We start from the raw sequence: 15,202 nt of genomic DNA, 5'->3' as shown, positions 1-15,202 counted from the left end.
CCCCCCCTTGGGCTGCATCGCGATACCCTCGCAATCTGATGCACGCGGCCGGCATCACATCAGGGGCGTCATGAAGAACGAGCGCGTGATGTTCGCGTTGGCCCTTGTTATGTTGTGACGCAACAACCCCGATCATGCTCGTGCTCAGCGTCCGTCATCTCACCAAGTCCTATCGATCCGGCGGCGAGCCGATCCACGTCCTGCGTGGCGTCGACCTCGACGTCTCCTCCGGCGAGCGCGTCGCGCTGACCGGTGAATCCGGCTCCGGCAAGAGCACGCTGCTGCATCTCATCGCCGGGCTCGATGCCGCCGACGGCGGCGACATCCTGCTCGACGGCGCTTCGGTCGGCACGCTCGACGATGCTGGACGCGCGGCGGTCCGGCGCGAGCGGCTCGGCCTCGTGTTCCAGCAGTTCAATCTGGTGCCGAGCCTGTCGGTTCAGGACAATCTCAGTTTCCAGGCGCGGCTGGCCGGTCGGCACGACCCGGCGTGGCACACCGAGCTTGTCGAGCGGCTCGGGCTAAAGTCGCTGCTCAAGCGCTATCCGGAGCAATTGTCGGGCGGACAGCAGCAGCGCGTCGCGATCGGCCGCGCGCTAGCCGTCAAGCCGGTCCTGCTGCTCGCGGACGAGCCGACCGGCAATCTCGACGAGGACACCGCCGACGAGGTGATGGCGCTGACGCGCGACCTCGTCGCGCGCACCGGCTGCGGCTTCCTGATGGTGACGCACAGCACCAGGCTCGCCGCGATGCTCGACCGCCATGTGCATTTGCATGCCGGACGCGTCGCATGAGACGCGCGCTCTGGATTCTGGCGGTGCTGCTCAGCCACTGGCGGCGGCATCCGATGCAGCTCGCGACCTTGCTGATCGGGCTGATCTCGGCCACGGCGCTGTGGAGCGGCGTGCAGGCGCTGAACCAGCAGGCGCGCAGCTCCTATGACCGCGCCGCCGCGATCTTCGGCGGCGCGCGCACGCCGATGCTGGTCGCGACCGACGGCAAGATGCTGCCGCAGAGCGCGTTCGCGGAATTGCGCCGCGCCGGCTGGCCGGTGTCGCCGGTGCTCGAAGGCCGCGTGCAGATCGACGGCCGCTCGATCAGACTGCTCGGCATCGAGCCGTTCAGCATTCCCAGGGAGGTCGGCGAAGCGCCGATGGTCGGCCGCAGCGAGCTCGAGGCGTTTCTGACACCGCCGCATCGCACGCTGATCTCGCCGGAGACACTGGCCGATCTCGGACTCAAAGACGGCGCGATGCCGCGGCTCAGCAACGACGCCATGCTGCCGCCTTTGATGGCGCAGCAGCAGCTCGCACCCGGCGTGCTCGTGGTCGATATCAGCGACGCGCAGCGGCTGCTCGGCAAGCCCGGCCAGATTTCGCGGCTGCTGGTCGGCAAGACGCAAGGCCAGCGACAGCCGTTGCAGTCGTTGGCGGACGGCCGGCTGCAGCTCGTGCAGCCGGAGGCCGAGACCGACCTGGAGCGGCTGACCGACAGCTTCCACCTCAACCTCACCGCCTTCGGCCTGCTGTCCTTTGTCGTCGGCCTCTTCATCGTCAACTCCGCGATCGGGCTTGCCTTCGAGCAGCGGCTGCCGGTGCTGCGGACCTTGCGCGCCTGCGGCGTGTCGGCGCGCCAGCTCAATGGCGTGCTGATCGGCGAGCTCATCGCCTTCGCATTGGCGGCCGGCCTGATCGGGCTGGTGTGTGGCTATTTCATAGCTGCGGCGCTGTTGCCGAACGTGGCAGCGTCGCTGCGCGGGCTGTATGGCGCGCAGGTGCCGGGCGAGCTGAGCCTGCAACCCGAATGGTGGTTTGCGGGCCTCGTCATCAGCATAGCCGGCGCGCTCGCAGCCGCGACGACGAGCCTGATCAAATCGATGCGGCTGCCGATCCTCTCCACCGCGCAACCCTATGCGTGGCAGGAGGCGCAGCGGCGCTGGCTGCGATTGCAGAGCGCGGTCGCGCTCGCCTTCTTCGTTACCGCCGGCCTGCTGCTGTGGCTCGGGCAGTCGCTGCTCGCCGGCTTCGGCGTGCTCGCAGCCATGATGCTCGGCGCCGCGCTAGTGCTGCCGGCGATCCTCGAGCTGGTGCTGCGGCTCGGTGAGCGCGGCGCGCGGGCGGCGCTGGCACAATGGTTCTGGGCCGACAGCCGCCAGCAGATCTCGGGCCTGTCGCTCGCGCTGATGGCGCTGCTGATGGCGCTCGCCGTCAACGTCGGCGTCGCCACGATGGTCGAAACCTTCAGCCGCACCTTCCTGGTCTGGCTCGACGGCCGCCTCGCGGCCGACATCTACATCAGCGCGTCGGACGAAGCGCAGGCGCGCGACGTCCAGGCTTGGCTGCGCGCGCGGCCCGAGGTGCAGGCGGTGCTGCCGGGCGGCCGCGCCGAGGCGCAGCTTGCGGGCGCGTCGGTCGACATTCTCGGCCTGCCCGATCACGACACCTATCGCGACCACTGGCCGCTGCTGCAGGCCGTCGACAACGCGTGGAAGCAGTTGGTGCGTGGCGACGCCGGCTTCGTCAGCGAGCAGCTGGCGCGGCGGCTCAATCTATCCCTTGGCGACAGCCTGGACCTTCCCGCGCCCGGCGGCGATTGGCGCATCACCGTCGCCGGAATCTATGCCGACTACGGCAATCCCAAGGGCCAGATCACGGTCAACGTCGCCGCGCTGACACGCCGCTTCCCGGCGACGCCCATGACGCGCATGGCCGTGCGCGCGGCGGCCGCCGACGTGCCGGGGCTGATCACGGGGCTCACCAACAAGTTCGGCCTCGATAGTCGCAACGTCGTCGACCAGGCCACCGTGAAGCAGGAATCGAAGCAGATCTTCAACCGCACCTTTGCGGTGACCGGCGCGCTCAACACCTTCACGCTCGGCGTCGCCGCGATCGCGCTGCTGACCAGCCTGCTGACCTTGGCGAACTCGCGGCTGCCGCAGCTCGCACCCTTATGGGCAATCGGGCTGACGCGGCGGCGGCTCGCCGAGGTCGAGCTGTTGAAGACGCTGTCGCTTGCCGGCCTCACCGCGCTGCTGGCGCTGCCGCTCGGGCTTGTGGTGGCGTGGTGCCTGATCGCGATCGTCAACGTCAAGGCATTCGGCTGGCGGCTGCCGTTCGACGTGTTTCCGCTGCAGCTCATTCGGCTCTTGCTCGTCACGCTCATCGCGGCGCTGATCGCCTCGCTGCTGCCGGTGCTGCGGCTGGCGCGGATGCAGCCGGCCGATCTCGTCAGGACCTTCACCATTGAGCGCTAGAGCGACCATTTCGCGACGCATGCTGATCGGCGGGCTCGGCCTGCTGGCGCTGCCCCGCCTCGCGCGCGCGCAGGGCTTTGCGGGACTGAGCGATAGCGCCGACGGCTTTGCGCCGGTGACGCCCGGACGAGAGTTCAGCTTCCCTGCGGATCACGGGCCGCACGACGATTTCCGAATCGAATGGTGGTACGTCACCGCCAACCTCGTCGATTCCAGCGGCAAGGCCTATGGCCTGCAATGGACCCTGTTCCGCTCGGCGGCCCGGCCGGGACCGCAGGGCGAAGGTTTCGACAATCAGCAGCTCTGGATGGCGCATGCCGCGGTGACGCGTGCCGACAGTCACCGCTCGTCCGAGAAATTCGCGCGCGGCGGCGTCGGCCAGTCCGGCGTCGAGGCCAAGCCGTTCCAGGCGTGGATCGACGACTGGCAATTGCGCGGCACCGCGACGACCGACGATCGAGTGCTGGCGCCCCTGGACATGAGCGCCGTCGGGCCGGACTTCTCCTACGCACTGCATCTGGAGGCGGAGCGGCCGGTGGTGCTGCAGGGCATCGGCGGCTACAGCCGCAAATCCGAGCGCGGCCAGGCGTCGTACTACTACAGCCAGCCGTTCTACCGCGCCCGAGGCCGCATCAGCTTCGACGATCAACCAGTCGAGGTCTCAGGGCTGGCCTGGCTCGACCGCGAATGGAGCAGCCAGCCGCTGGCCTCCGACCAGAGCGGCTGGGACTGGTTCGCGCTGCATTTTGCCGGCGGCGAGAAGCTGATGCTGTACCGGATGCGGCAGGGCAATGGCGACTACACGTCGGGAACCTGGATCACGGCTGACGGCGCCTCGCATACGCTCGGCCCCGGGGGCATCGTCATGACACCGACAGAGACGGTTGCGATCGGCGAGCGCAGGCTGCCGGTCGGCTGGCGTGTCGAGATATCAGCGCTCGGCATCGCCATCGGCACCGCAGCGCTCAATCCAAACGCCTGGATGGGCACGCGCGTGCCCTATTGGGAAGGGCCGATCAGCTTCAAGGGCAGCCACACCGGGGTGGGCTACCTCGAACTGACCGGATATTAAGAAGCCGTCATCAGGGGGAACCGCGCATGTATCACTTCACCGCACTCGTCACCGTGCTCGCGCTCATGCTGTATTTCTACATGGCCGTCCGCGTCGCGCAGGCGCGCGCCACGTTCGGCGTGAAGGCGCCCGCGACCACCGGCAATGCCGATTTCGAGCGCACCTTCCGCGTGCAGATGAATACGCTGGAATGGCTGCCGATCTTCCTGCCGGCGCTGTGGCTGTTCGCCATCTATGTCAGCGATGTCATCGCCGCACTGATCGGCCTGGTCTGGATCGCCGGGCGCGGGATGTACATGGTGTCCTACGCCAGGGCCGCCGAGAAGCGCGGCCCCGGTTTTGGCGTGCAGGCCCTGGCAGGCTCGATCCTGCTGGTCGGTTCGCTCATCGCCGTCCTCTGGCGCATGCTGCACGGCTGACCGCCCAGTCCCCCGCTGTCGTCCCTGCGAACGCAGGGACCCATAGCCACCGACGGATGTTTGTTGCGCGGCGGGTCGACGTGAAGCCTGCCCCGTTCAGAGATCACGCGGTATGGGCCCCGGCTTTCGCCGGGGCGACACCAATGTTCTGGCGCGCGATCACTTCGTCAGCGGACAGCCGCTCTCCTTGGCGGTGAAGAACGCCTTGTCGCCGGGCACCGTGGCGAGCTGCTTGTAGTAGTCCCACGGCTTCTTCGACTCCGACGGCTTCTTGACCTCGAACAGGTACATGTCGTGGACCATGCGGCCGTTGGCGAGCACCTTGCCTTGCGCGAAGGCGTCGTCGACCGGCAGCTCCTTCAGCTTGGCCGCGACCGCATCGGAGTCCTTGGTTCCGGCGGCCTTGACGGCCTTCAGATAGGACAATGTCGCGGAATAGGTGCCGGCGTGGATCATGCTCGGCATCCGGCCGGTCCGCTTCATGAAGCGCTCGCTGAAGGCGCGGGACTTGTCGTCGCGATCCCAGTAGAAGCCTTCGGTGAGGATCAGACCCTGCGCCGCCTCCAGCCCGAGGCCATGCACCTCCGACAAGGTCATCAGCAGGCCGGCGAGCTTCTGGCCGCCCTTGACGATGCCGAACTCGGCCGCCTGCTTGATCGAGTTGGTGGTGTCGAGACCGGCATTGGCGAGCCCGATGATCTTCGCCTTCGAGCTCTGCGCCTGCAGCAGGAAGGACGAGAAGTCCGACGAGTTGAGCGGGATGCGCACCGAGCCCAGCACCTTGCCGCCCTTAGACGTCACGATGTCGCTGGTGTCCTTCTCCAGCGCATAGCCGAAGGCGTAGTCCGCGGTCATGAAGAACCAGGTATCGCCGCCGGACTCGACCAGCGCACCGCCGGTGCCGACCGCGAGCGCGCGGGTATCATAGGCCCAGTGGAAGCCGTAGGGCGTACAGGCATCGCCTGATATGCGCGAGGTCGCGGCACCGACGACGATGTCGATCTTCTTCTTTTCCTTCGACAGATCCTGGATGGCGAGCGCGACCGACGATGTCGTCAGCTCCGTGATCATGTCGACCCCCTCGGTATCGTACCAGCGCCGCGCGATCGAAGAGGCGAGGTCCGGCTTGTTCTGGTGGTCGGCGGTGACCAGCTCGACCTTCTGCCCCAGCACCTCGCCGCCGAAATCCTCGATCGCCATCCTGGCGGCCTCGACGGAGTACTTGCCGCCATAGTCCGCGTAGACGCCGGACTGGTCGTTGAGGATGCCGATCTTGACCTGTGCCGACGCCGGCGCCGCCACGAGCAGCGCACCGACGGCAGCAACAGCCAGCAAGCCCGATTTCATATGATCTCTCCCGGAGTTTCTTGGCTTTGAGACGTCATTCGTTGGAATGCCTGACCATGTTATGCCAGAACCCCGGCCGCGCCCATCCCTTCCCTCCTCAGCCAAAGGGCTGAGAGGCCTGTTGAGAGCCCGGAACCTGTCCGCTAGATTGGCCGCAAACAACGACATGCCGTCCCGTAAGGATGGTACGCGCGGAAGGAAACGGCCCGAGGGCGCGACGAGAACATCGTCGGCGTGACGTTTGCCCTGTGGCCCTCCACCACCGTACCTCCGGCCGGCGTCGGAAGGGAGGACCCATGTACACCGGCAAGCAGGCCCGGCTGCGCCCATTGCAGCCCGCCTTCATCATGGCCTCGACCGGCGAGGCCGTGACCTATCGCGAGCTGGAGGCGCGCAGCAACCGGCTGGCGCATCTGTTCCGCCAGCGCGGCCTGAAGCGGCTCGACCACTATTCGATCTTCATGGAGAACAACAGCCGCTATCTGGAAGCGTGCGGCGCAGGCGAGCGCTCCGGGCTCTACTTCACCTGCGTGAACTCCTACCTCACGCCCGGCGAGCTGGCCTACATCCTCAACAACAGCCGGTCGCGGCTTCTGATCACCTCCCTCGCCAAGCTCGAGGTCGCGCGCGAGGCGCTGAAGGAGGCGCCCGACATCGAGCTCTGCATCGTCGCCGATGGCCCAGGCGAGAGCGAGCGGATCGTCGGCCTCGCGGAGGCCACCGCCGGCCTGCCGGCGACGCCGATTGCCGACGAATGCGTCGGCACCGCGATGCTGTATTCCTCCGGCACCACGGGCCGGCCGAAGGGCATCCTGCGGCCGCTGCCCGAGCAGCCGCCGGTGCAGCAGCTTCCGATCTTCGATTTCCTGGAGAAGCTGTGGCGCTATCGCGAGGGCATGATCTATCTGTCGCCGGCGCCGCTCTATCACTCCGCGCCGCAGGCCGCGGTCAACCTCACCATCCGCGTCGGCGGCGCCGCCATCATCATGGAGACGTTCGACCCCGAGCGCTACCTGCAACTGGTCGAGCAATGGGGCATCACGCATACGCAATTGGTACCGACGATGTTCTCGCGCATGCTGAAACTGCCGGAACAGATCCGCACGCGCTATGACCTCTCCTCGCTCGAAGTCGCGATCCATGCCGCCGCGCCGTGCCCGGCACAGGTCAAGGAGGACATGATCAAATGGTGGGGGCCGATCATCCACGAATATTACGGCGCCACCGAAGGCCTCGGCTTCACCGCCTGCGACAGCGCGGAATGGCTCGCGCATCGCGGCACCGTCGGCAAGGTGCTGTTCGGCGACCTGCACATCCTCGATGAGAACATGCAGCCGTGCCCGACCGGAACGGCCGGCACGGTGTGGTTCAAGACCGGATCGCCGTTCGAGTATTTCAACGACCCCGAGCGCACCAAGGAGGCACGCTCGGCCGACGGCACGATGAGCACGGTCGGCGACGTCGGCTATGTCGATGCCGACGGCTATCTCTATCTCACCGATCGCGCCACCTTCATGATCATCTCCGGCGGCGTGAACATCTATCCGCAGGAATGCGAGAACCTGCTCATCACGCATCCGAAGGTCGCCGATGCCGCCGTGTTCGGCGTGCCCAATTCCGATCTCGGCGAGGAGGTGAAGGCGGTGGTCCAGCCGATGTCGGGTATCATGCCTGGGCCTGAGCTGGAAGAGGAGCTGATCGCGTTCTGCCGGCAATCGCTGTCGCGACAGAAGGTGCCGCGCTCGATCGATTTCGAGAAGGAGCTGCCGCGGCTGCCGACCGGCAAGCTCTACAAGAGCCTGCTGCGCGACCGCTATTGGGGCAACAAGACTTCTAGGATCGTGTAGGGCGGTACGACCTCGGATTGATCCTGGTCAAGCGCGCGCGATGCCGCGCAGCTATTCTCCGCCGATTGCGATCGCAGCACGAGACGACGACATGCGCGCTCATCAAATCATGACCAGATCCGTGATCGCGGTGACGCCCGGAACCCCGGTGGCCGAGGCGGCGCGGATCATGCTGCGCAACCACATCGGCGGGCTGCCGGTGGTCGACGCGTCCGGCACGCTCGTCGGCATGGTCACCGACGGTGATTTCCTGCGCCGCGCCGAGCTCGGCACCGAACGCAGGCAAGGCCGCTGGCTCGACCTCCTGGTCGGCCGCGGCCGCATCGGCGCCGACTTCGTCCATTCCCACGGCCGTACGGTCGGCGACATCATGAGCCAGCCTCCGGTCACGGTCAGCGCCGATGCCAGCCTGGCGGAGATCGCCGAGATCATGGAGAAGCGCAACATCAAGCGTCTCCCCGTGATGAGTGGCGACCGGCTGGCCGGCGTGGTCACACACACGGATTTCCTGCAAACCGTGGCCGACCTCGCCACTGCCGTTCCGGGCCCCACCCCCGACGATGACGGGATCCGCAGCGCCATTCTCGATTCGCTCGACCAGGCCGCCTGCAAGCATTGCCGCTTCAACGTCGTCGTCCGCAACGGCATCGCGCATCTCACGGGCGCGGTGCGCAACGAGAAGGAGCGGGCCACGGCGATCATGGCGGCCAAGAGCGTCCAGGGCGTCAGGAACGTGCGCGACCACACGTGGGTCTATCCGCCGCCGGAGGACGAGTTCGGCGGCGGTGACATCGTCTCGCTGCAGGACCAGCCGTCGACCGACGACGACCAGCCGCTGTGAGGAGAGCCGGGCGTGCGACGTGCCTCCGTACCATCACTGCTGCTGCTGGTCCTGCTCTCCGCCTCGGCGGCCGCCGAGGATCTCGACCACGGCCGCCAGCTCGCCGAGCGCTGGTGCGCCGCCTGCCATGCGGTGGCCACCGAGCCGACCAAGTTCCGCCGCGCCCGGCCGTTTGTCGCCATCGCGGCCAGGGACGGAGTGACGAAGGACATGCTGGTCAAGTTCCTCCTGCTTCCCCACGCGACGATGGCCAACAATCCGCTCAGTGCGAACGATGCGACCGATCTGGCGGGCTATATCCTCAGCCTTAGGAAGTAGTTGCGGCCAAATTCGCCCTTGGATTGCGCCGCCGCCCCGTGATCGGCGGCGTCCGGACGCAAGAGTGGGCCCTGGCGCCCGATGATACGGCACCTCGCCGGCAATTTAGCAAGATCCTCCGGAACGAAACGCTCAAGCCTGCGTTCTGTGTGTTCGCCGTCGTGAGCTGGAGCACGTCGCATGGCCCCAAACGGGTCTGCTGACGGCAAATCGCCCTGTCCTCGTTGCCGGGAAGACCAACAACAAGCAGCGATCGAGATAGCCCTTGCATTTGCACACAAACAAGTTGGTAATCTGGTGCACGGCGTCTTCTCTACCGACCTGTTAGCAAGGAGCCTGCGACGTGCACGGAATGCCCGGCGCCTCCCCCGCCCCACGCGCGACCGACGACGATACGGCCTATCTGGCGGCGATCGTAGAGTCCTCGGCCGACGCCATTGTCAGCACCACCGCCGACGGCGTCATCCGCAGTTGGAACGCGGCCAGCGAGCGGATGCTGGGGTTCACCGCGGCTGAAATGATCGGCAGATCCGCCTCCGAGATCGTTCCCCCCGAGCTGGCGGAAGAAGCGAGCGCCTTGCGCGCCAGGGTCAACGCGGGCGAAGCGGTCGAGAGCTTCGAGACCGTCCGGCTGACCAAGCAGGGACGCCCGATCGAGGTCTCCATCACGTTTTCACCGATCCGCAGCAGCACCGGCGTGATCGTCGGCATCTCCGGAATCATCCGCGACGTCACGCTGTCGAAGAAGGCCGAGCGTGCGGCGGCGATGCTCGCGGCCATCGTCGCCTCGTCCTCGGACGGCGTCGTCAGCAAGACGCTGGACGGCACGATCACCAGCTGGAACAAGAGCGCCGAACGGATCTTCGGCTTCTCGGAAGGCGAGATGATCAACCGCTCGATCCGCACGATCATCCCGCAGGAGCGCCAGGCCGAGGAGGACCGGATCCTCGCCACCGTCCTATCCGGCGCGATCATCGACAATTTCGAGACCATCCGCCTGCGCAAGGATGGTGCGCTCATCGACGTGTCGGTCACAGTCTCGCCGGTCCGGGATTCGAACGGCCGGATCATCGGCGCCTCCAAGATCGTGCGTGACATCACCGACAAGCGCCAGACAAGGGAGCAGTTGCGCACCCTGCTGGCCGAGGTGAACCACCGCAGCAAGAACCTGCTGTCGCTGGTGCAGGCGATCGCCCGGCAGATGACCCGTCACGGCCGCCAGCTCGACCTCAACCGGTTTCTGGAGCGCCTGCAGGCGATCGCGAGCAATCAGGATCTCCTGATTCAGAACGATTGGCGTTTCATTCCACTCGGCGGCCTGGTCCGCTCGCAGCTCGGGGCGTTCAGCGACTTGATCGGCGACCGCATCGCGATCGACGGACCGCCGATCGAGCTGACGCCAGAGGCCGCGCAGTCGATCGGCATGGCGGTCCACGAGCTCGCCACCAACGCCGCCAAATATGGTGCGCTGTCGAACCACGACGGACGGATCGCGGTCCGCTGGACGCGCATCGACGACAGCTTCGACATGACCTGGGTCGAAAGCGGCGGACCTGAGGTGGCGCCGCCCGAGCACACCGGCTTCGGCAGCCGGGTGATTTCCGACCTGGTGCGCGCTGGCCTTGATGGATCGGTCGAGGTCCAGTTCCTGCCGGCCGGACTGCGCTGGCACCTGAGGTGCCCCCTGCAACGCCTCAGCCGCGACCATCATCATGCGCGCCAGTGAGAAGACTCACCTCCTGATCGTCGAGGACGATCCCCTGATCGGCTTCGACCTCGCGGTCGAGCTCGAAGCCGCCGGATTCACGGTGGTCGGCGTGGCGCCGACCGTGCACAAAGCCCTCCATCTGCTCGAGCGGAATCACTGCGATCTTGCCGTGCTCGACGTCAATCTCGGGCGGGAAACATCGGCGCCGATCGCGCGCGCTTTGGCCGCGGCCGGCGTGCCCTTCGTCGCCGTCACCGGCTATTCCGTCGATCAATGCCCGGAAGAATTCGCCACGGCACCGCTGCTGTCGAAGCCGTTCCAGACGTCACGGCTGGTCGCGGCGCTGAGGCGGCAATTGCATCCGTGAGGCGCGCGTCGGCCGCGCAACAGAGCCACGATCGGCATTGTTGCCGTTTGAAGGATTAGGGGTCGGTACCCCGCCCTTGAAACAGCGCAGTTGATTTCACGTCTTTGATGGCAGAATTGCCCCCTCGCCTCGACAGCGATGCACTCCCCTCCCCCTTGCGAGGAGGGGTCGCGGGTGGGGGTCCACGAGTCGCGCTCCACGTGATCAGCGCTCCCACCGTGGACGATGTCGACGATGATCTGCGCAACCGGCGAACCGCCTACTTTGAGTGTTGCAGAATGCAGCGGCGGGACGCTGCATGTCGCGAAGCGATGCCTCCGTGAGAATATCGAAGTCGCATACAACAGAGTTCAGCGCGCGCGGACCCCCGCCCCGCAAGCGGGAGGGAGGTGCAGCATGCCTCGAGCTAACTCACGCCCACTTGCGCGACGATCAGCCCGCAATCTCCACCACGATCCGACCCGTCGTCACCTGGTCGCCCTCGGCGACCTCGATCGCGGTCACCGTTCCTGCGATGCCAGCAGTATGAACGTGCTCCATCTTCATCGCCTCGAGCGTCACCACCGGCTGTCCCACAGCCACGCTGTCGCCCGGCTTCACCAGCACCGCGACCACACGACCGTTCAGGGCCGCACGGACCTTGCCATCGCCTCCGGTGGCGGCCGAGGATTGCGGCCTCGCCAACGTCAGATCGCGCACTGCCAGCGTCTGACCGCGATGCTGGACGAACAGCCGATCGTCGTCACGGACGAAGCGCGCGCTCTCGACGATCTCGGCGCGATGAACGCGGATCGTGTCATCAGTGAGCGATACGATCTCGAAGCGATGCTCTGCATCACCACGCGTCACGCGATAGCTTCCGTCACGCTCGCGCAGTAGCTCGCACTCGGCCACCTCGCCGGCAATCTCGAACCGGAGCGGCGTCGCGAAGGCGGCCGCGAGCGAGCGGCCGCGGCGGACGGGATGTGCGAGCGGATGGCTGACGGAGAGCAGCAGCGCGACCAGCGCGAGGTCTGCCGCTTCGGCGGCCGGCGCACGCAACTCGTCACGATGCGCCGCGATGAATGCGGTGGTTGCCTTGCCCGCGGCGAAGGCCGGATGCCGCAGACATGAAATCAGGAAGGCCCGGTTGGTCGGGACGCCCAAAGCAACGGCCTGCTCCAATCCGGCGATCAGCCTTGCGCGCGCCTCCTCACGAGTCGCAGCATGGCTGATCAGCTTGGCGATCATCGAATCGTAGTGGGGCGGGATCTCCGCGCCGGACTCCAGCGCATGCTCGACCCGGATCATCCCCGGCATCTGCCACAGCGCCATCCGCCCCGATTGCGGCATGAAGTCGTGCGCGGCATCCTCGGAGCACAGCCGCACCTCGATCGCATGACCCGAGAAGCTGATCTGGTCCTGGCGCAACGGCAGAGGCTCGCCGGCGGCGACACGCAATTGCCACTCGACGAGATCGAGTCCCGTCAGGGCCTCCGTCACGGGATGCTCGACCTGCAGCCGCGTGTTCATCTCCATGAAGTAGAACTGGTCGTCGGCATCGAGCAGGAATTCCAGCGTACCTGCCCCCTCATAGCCGAGCGCCTTCACCGCCTGCACCGCCACCGCGCCCATGCGCGCGCGCAGCTCCGGCCCGACCGCCGGCGACGGCGCCTCCTCGATCAGCTTCTGATGCCGCCGCTGCACCGAGCAGTCGCGCTCGCCGAGATGGACGGCATTGCCGTGGCTATCGCTGAATACCTGGATCTCGATGTGGCGCGGATTGGCGATCGCCTTCTCGAGGATGACGGTGCCGTCGCCGAACGCCGTCGCCGCTTCCGAGCGGGCGCTGCGCAGCAGGTCGGGAAAGGCGTCCGCATCCGTCACAAGCCGCATGCCGCGGCCGCCACCACCGGCGACGGCCTTGATCATTACCGGGAAACCAATGCGGCGCGCCTCGCGCAGCATCGCGTCGTCGCCCTGGTCCTCGCCCTGATAGCCGGGAACGCAGGGCACGCCGGCGCAACTCATGATCACCTTGGCGCCGGCCTTGTTGCCCATCGCCTTGATCGCCTCGGGCGATGGCCCGATGAACACCAGACCGGCCTCCTTGCACGCTTGCGCAAAATCCTCGTTCTCGGCGAGAAAGCCATAACCGGGATGCACGGCATCCGCGCCAGTCGCCTTTGCGGCGGCGATGATCGCTGCGATGTTGAGATAGGACTGTGCGGGCGGCGGCGCGCCGATGCGGACGGCCAGATCGGCGAGCCGCACATGCGGCGCATCGGAATCGGCGTCCGAATAGACCGCGACCACGCCGTGGCCCAGCCGGCGCGCGGTGCGCATGATCCGCAAGCCGATCTCACCGCGGTTGGCGATCAGCACCTTGTGGAACGGCCTGCGTTGCATTCCCGGCATCTCTCCGCTCATGGCCTGGACACCGAGAACTGCATGCGCTGCGGCTGCCGCGCCTCCGCCTCGCGGCAGATCGCCAGCACCTCCGACAGCACCGCGCGGGTGTCGCGCGGATCGATCACGCCGTCGTCGAGCACGCGCGCCGAAGTCGCAAACACGTCCATCTGGCTGTCGAACACGCCGATGATCTGCGCCTTCATGGCATCGAGCTTCTCGCGCTCCACCGGCTTGCCGCGGCGCGCCGCCGCCGCTTCGGTCACGATCGCCATCGTCTCCGCCGCCTGCTCGCCACCCATCACGGCGGTCTTGGCGTTGGGCCAGGAGAAGCAGAAGCGCGGGTGGAATCCACGGCCGCACATGCCGTAATTGCCCGCCCCGAACGAGGCCCCGCAATAGATCGTGATCTGCGGCACGCTGGCCGAGGTCACCGCCTGGATCATCTTGGAGCCGTGCTTGATCATGCCGGCCTCCTCATAGGCGCGGCCGACCATGTAGCCGGTGGTGTTGTTGAGATAGAGAATCGGCGTTCGGGTCTGGCAGCAGGACTGGATGAAGTGCGTCGCCTTGTTGGCGCCGGCCGGATCGAGCGGGCCGTTGTTGGTGACGATGCCGATCGCCTGGCCCTCGATGCGGGCATGGCCGCACACCGTCGCAGGCCCGTAGTTTGGTGCCATTTCGACGAAGTCGCTGTCGTCGACGATCCGCGCGATGACCTGGCGCATGTCGACGGGGCGCTTGTGGTCGAGCGGCATGATGCCGAGCAGCTCCTCCTGGTCGTAGCGCGGCGGCTTCACTGGTGACGACTCGTGCGATGGCCGGTCCCAGTTCAGCTTGCCCATGATCTCGCGCGCGATACGCAGGGCATCGCGGTCGTCCTCGGCGAGATAGTCGCCGAGGCCGGAGATCGAGGTGTGCATCTCGGCGCCGCCGAGCTCCTCCTCGGTGGCGATCTCGCCGGTCGCGGCCTTCAGCAGCGGCGGGCCGGCGAGGAAGGCGCGGGTGCGGCCGCGGACCATCACGATGTAGTCGGACAATCCGGTCTGATAGGCGCCACCCGCGGTCGACGACCCATGCGTCACGGTGACGACGGGAAGGCCCGCCGCCGACAGCCGCGCCAGGTTGCGAAAGATGTTGCCGCCCCGCACGAAGTCCTCGACGCGGTAGCGCAGCAGGTTGGCGCCGGCACTCTCGACCAGTTGCACGTAGGGCAGCTTGTTCTCCAGCGCCAGCTCCTGCACGCGCAGGGTCTTGTCGAGGCCGTAAGGCTGCAGCGCTCCGGCATCGATGCCCGCGTCATTCGCCGAGACCATGCAGCGCACGCCGGACACGAAGCCGATGCCGGCGACGACGCCGCCGCCCGGCACGCTCTTGGCCGGGTCCGGCGTATCGAACATGTAGCCGGCAAGCGTCGACAGCTCCAGGAACGGCGCGCCGGGATCGAGCACCAAGGCGACGCGCTCGCGCGGCAACAACTGGCCGCGCTGATGGAAGCGCTCCTTTGCCGCCGCAGAGGCATTGCGCGTGCGCGCCTCGAGATCGCGCATCCGCGCGATCAGGACGAGCATGCCGTCACGATTGGCCTGGAAGGCGGCGCCGGCGGGAGAGATGGTGTTGTCGATGGTGGCCATCAGTTCAT

12 protein-coding genes are annotated in these 15,202 nt (G+C 66.9%); 9 read left to right on the top strand and 3 right to left on the bottom strand.

Annotated features, from left to right (window positions below):
* The first annotated feature begins 134 nt into the window (after positions 1–134).
* Genes QX121_RS11950 through QX121_RS11935 form a run of 4 tightly spaced genes read left to right on the top strand, consistent with a single transcriptional unit; the run spans position 135 to position 4,744 of the window.
* On the top strand, positions 135–794 hold the full coding sequence (locus tag QX121_RS11950) for an ABC transporter ATP-binding protein (RefSeq protein ID WP_315740573.1): 660 nt from the start codon (positions 135–137) through the stop codon (positions 792–794).
* Entirely contained in the window at positions 791–3,253 is a 2,463-nt protein-coding gene (locus QX121_RS11945; RefSeq protein ID WP_315812015.1) for an FtsX-like permease family protein, read from the top strand. Before QX121_RS11950 ends, QX121_RS11945 begins: the two co-directional genes overlap by 4 nt.
* A complete protein-coding gene (locus QX121_RS11940) occupies positions 3,243–4,325 on the top strand; it encodes a lipocalin-like domain-containing protein (protein ID WP_315812014.1) in 1,083 nt (360 codons plus the stop codon). Before QX121_RS11945 ends, QX121_RS11940 begins: the two co-directional genes overlap by 11 nt.
* Before the next feature lie 26 nt (positions 4,326–4,351).
* Entirely contained in the window at positions 4,352–4,744 is a 393-nt protein-coding gene (locus QX121_RS11935; RefSeq protein ID WP_315740576.1) for an MAPEG family protein, read from the top strand.
* A 159-nt stretch (positions 4,745–4,903) separates the two neighbouring features.
* Here QX121_RS11935 and QX121_RS11930 read toward each other — a convergent pair whose 3' ends face one another.
* Complete coding sequence (locus QX121_RS11930; protein ID WP_315759417.1) at positions 4,904–6,091, bottom strand: ABC transporter substrate-binding protein; 1,188 nt, start codon at positions 6,089–6,091, stop codon at positions 4,904–4,906.
* A 296-nt stretch (positions 6,092–6,387) separates the two neighbouring features.
* Here QX121_RS11930 and QX121_RS11925 point away from each other — a divergent pair, with 296 nt between their 5' ends.
* From QX121_RS11925 to QX121_RS11905, 5 genes are all read left to right on the top strand, one after another.
* The gene (locus QX121_RS11925; protein WP_315812013.1) at positions 6,388–7,938 is read left to right on the top strand and encodes an AMP-binding protein; all 1,551 of its coding nucleotides are present in this window, start codon (positions 6,388–6,390) and stop codon (positions 7,936–7,938) included.
* 91 nt (positions 7,939–8,029) lie between these two features.
* A complete protein-coding gene (locus QX121_RS11920) occupies positions 8,030–8,779 on the top strand; it encodes a CBS domain-containing protein (protein WP_315778226.1) in 750 nt (249 codons plus the stop codon).
* A 12-nt stretch (positions 8,780–8,791) separates the two neighbouring features.
* Positions 8,792–9,097 carry a cytochrome c gene (locus tag QX121_RS11915; RefSeq protein WP_315740580.1) on the top strand — a complete coding sequence of 102 codons (306 nt, stop codon included), beginning with the start codon at positions 8,792–8,794 and terminating at the stop codon, positions 9,095–9,097.
* Between the two features lie 343 nt (positions 9,098–9,440).
* A complete protein-coding gene (locus QX121_RS11910; RefSeq protein WP_315812012.1) occupies positions 9,441–10,823 on the top strand; it encodes a PAS domain S-box protein in 1,383 nt (460 codons plus the stop codon).
* Positions 10,810–11,172: a response regulator gene (locus QX121_RS11905; protein WP_315740582.1), complete on the top strand. Its 363-nt coding sequence runs from the start codon at positions 10,810–10,812 to the stop codon at positions 11,170–11,172. The genes QX121_RS11910 and QX121_RS11905 overlap by 14 nt, the downstream gene beginning before the upstream one ends.
* A 432-nt stretch (positions 11,173–11,604) precedes the next feature.
* On the opposite strand, the gene QX121_RS11900 is transcribed toward QX121_RS11905, so the two are convergent.
* Complete coding sequence (locus tag QX121_RS11900) at positions 11,605–13,560, bottom strand: acetyl-CoA carboxylase biotin carboxylase subunit (protein WP_315812011.1); 1,956 nt, start codon at positions 13,558–13,560, stop codon at positions 11,605–11,607.
* Between the two features lie 17 nt (positions 13,561–13,577).
* Positions 13,578–15,194: an acyl-CoA carboxylase subunit beta gene (locus QX121_RS11895; protein ID WP_315812010.1), complete on the bottom strand. Its 1,617-nt coding sequence runs from the start codon at positions 15,192–15,194 to the stop codon at positions 13,578–13,580.
* Positions 15,195–15,202 lie beyond the last annotated feature (8 nt).

This window comes from Bradyrhizobium sp. SZCCHNR2028 (assembly GCF_032380995.1).
Lineage (GTDB): Bacteria > Pseudomonadota > Alphaproteobacteria > Rhizobiales > Xanthobacteraceae > Bradyrhizobium.
The sequence above is the reverse complement of the archived record's forward strand: the minus strand, read 5'-3'. Positions and strand labels throughout refer to the sequence as shown.

Coding starts and splice junctions, on each gene's coding strand:
- QX121_RS11950 (WP_315740573.1), top strand. CDS start 135: ATGCTCGTGCTCAGCGTCCGTCATCTCACCAAGTCCTATCGATCCGGC.
- QX121_RS11945 (WP_315812015.1), top strand. CDS start 791: ATGAGACGCGCGCTCTGGATTCTGGCGGTGCTGCTCAGCCACTGGCGG.
- QX121_RS11935 (WP_315740576.1), top strand. CDS start 4,352: ATGTATCACTTCACCGCACTCGTCACCGTGCTCGCGCTCATGCTGTAT.
- QX121_RS11930 (WP_315759417.1), bottom strand. CDS start 6,091: ATGAAATCGGGCTTGCTGGCTGTTGCTGCCGTCGGTGCGCTGCTCGTG.
- QX121_RS11925 (WP_315812013.1), top strand. CDS start 6,388: ATGTACACCGGCAAGCAGGCCCGGCTGCGCCCATTGCAGCCCGCCTTC.
- QX121_RS11920 (WP_315778226.1), top strand. CDS start 8,030: ATGCGCGCTCATCAAATCATGACCAGATCCGTGATCGCGGTGACGCCC.
- QX121_RS11905 (WP_315740582.1), top strand. CDS start 10,810: ATGCGCGCCAGTGAGAAGACTCACCTCCTGATCGTCGAGGACGATCCC.
- QX121_RS11900 (WP_315812011.1), bottom strand. CDS start 13,560: ATGCAACGCAGGCCGTTCCACAAGGTGCTGATCGCCAACCGCGGTGAG.
- QX121_RS11895 (WP_315812010.1), bottom strand. CDS start 15,194: ATGGCCACCATCGACAACACCATCTCTCCCGCCGGCGCCGCCTTCCAG.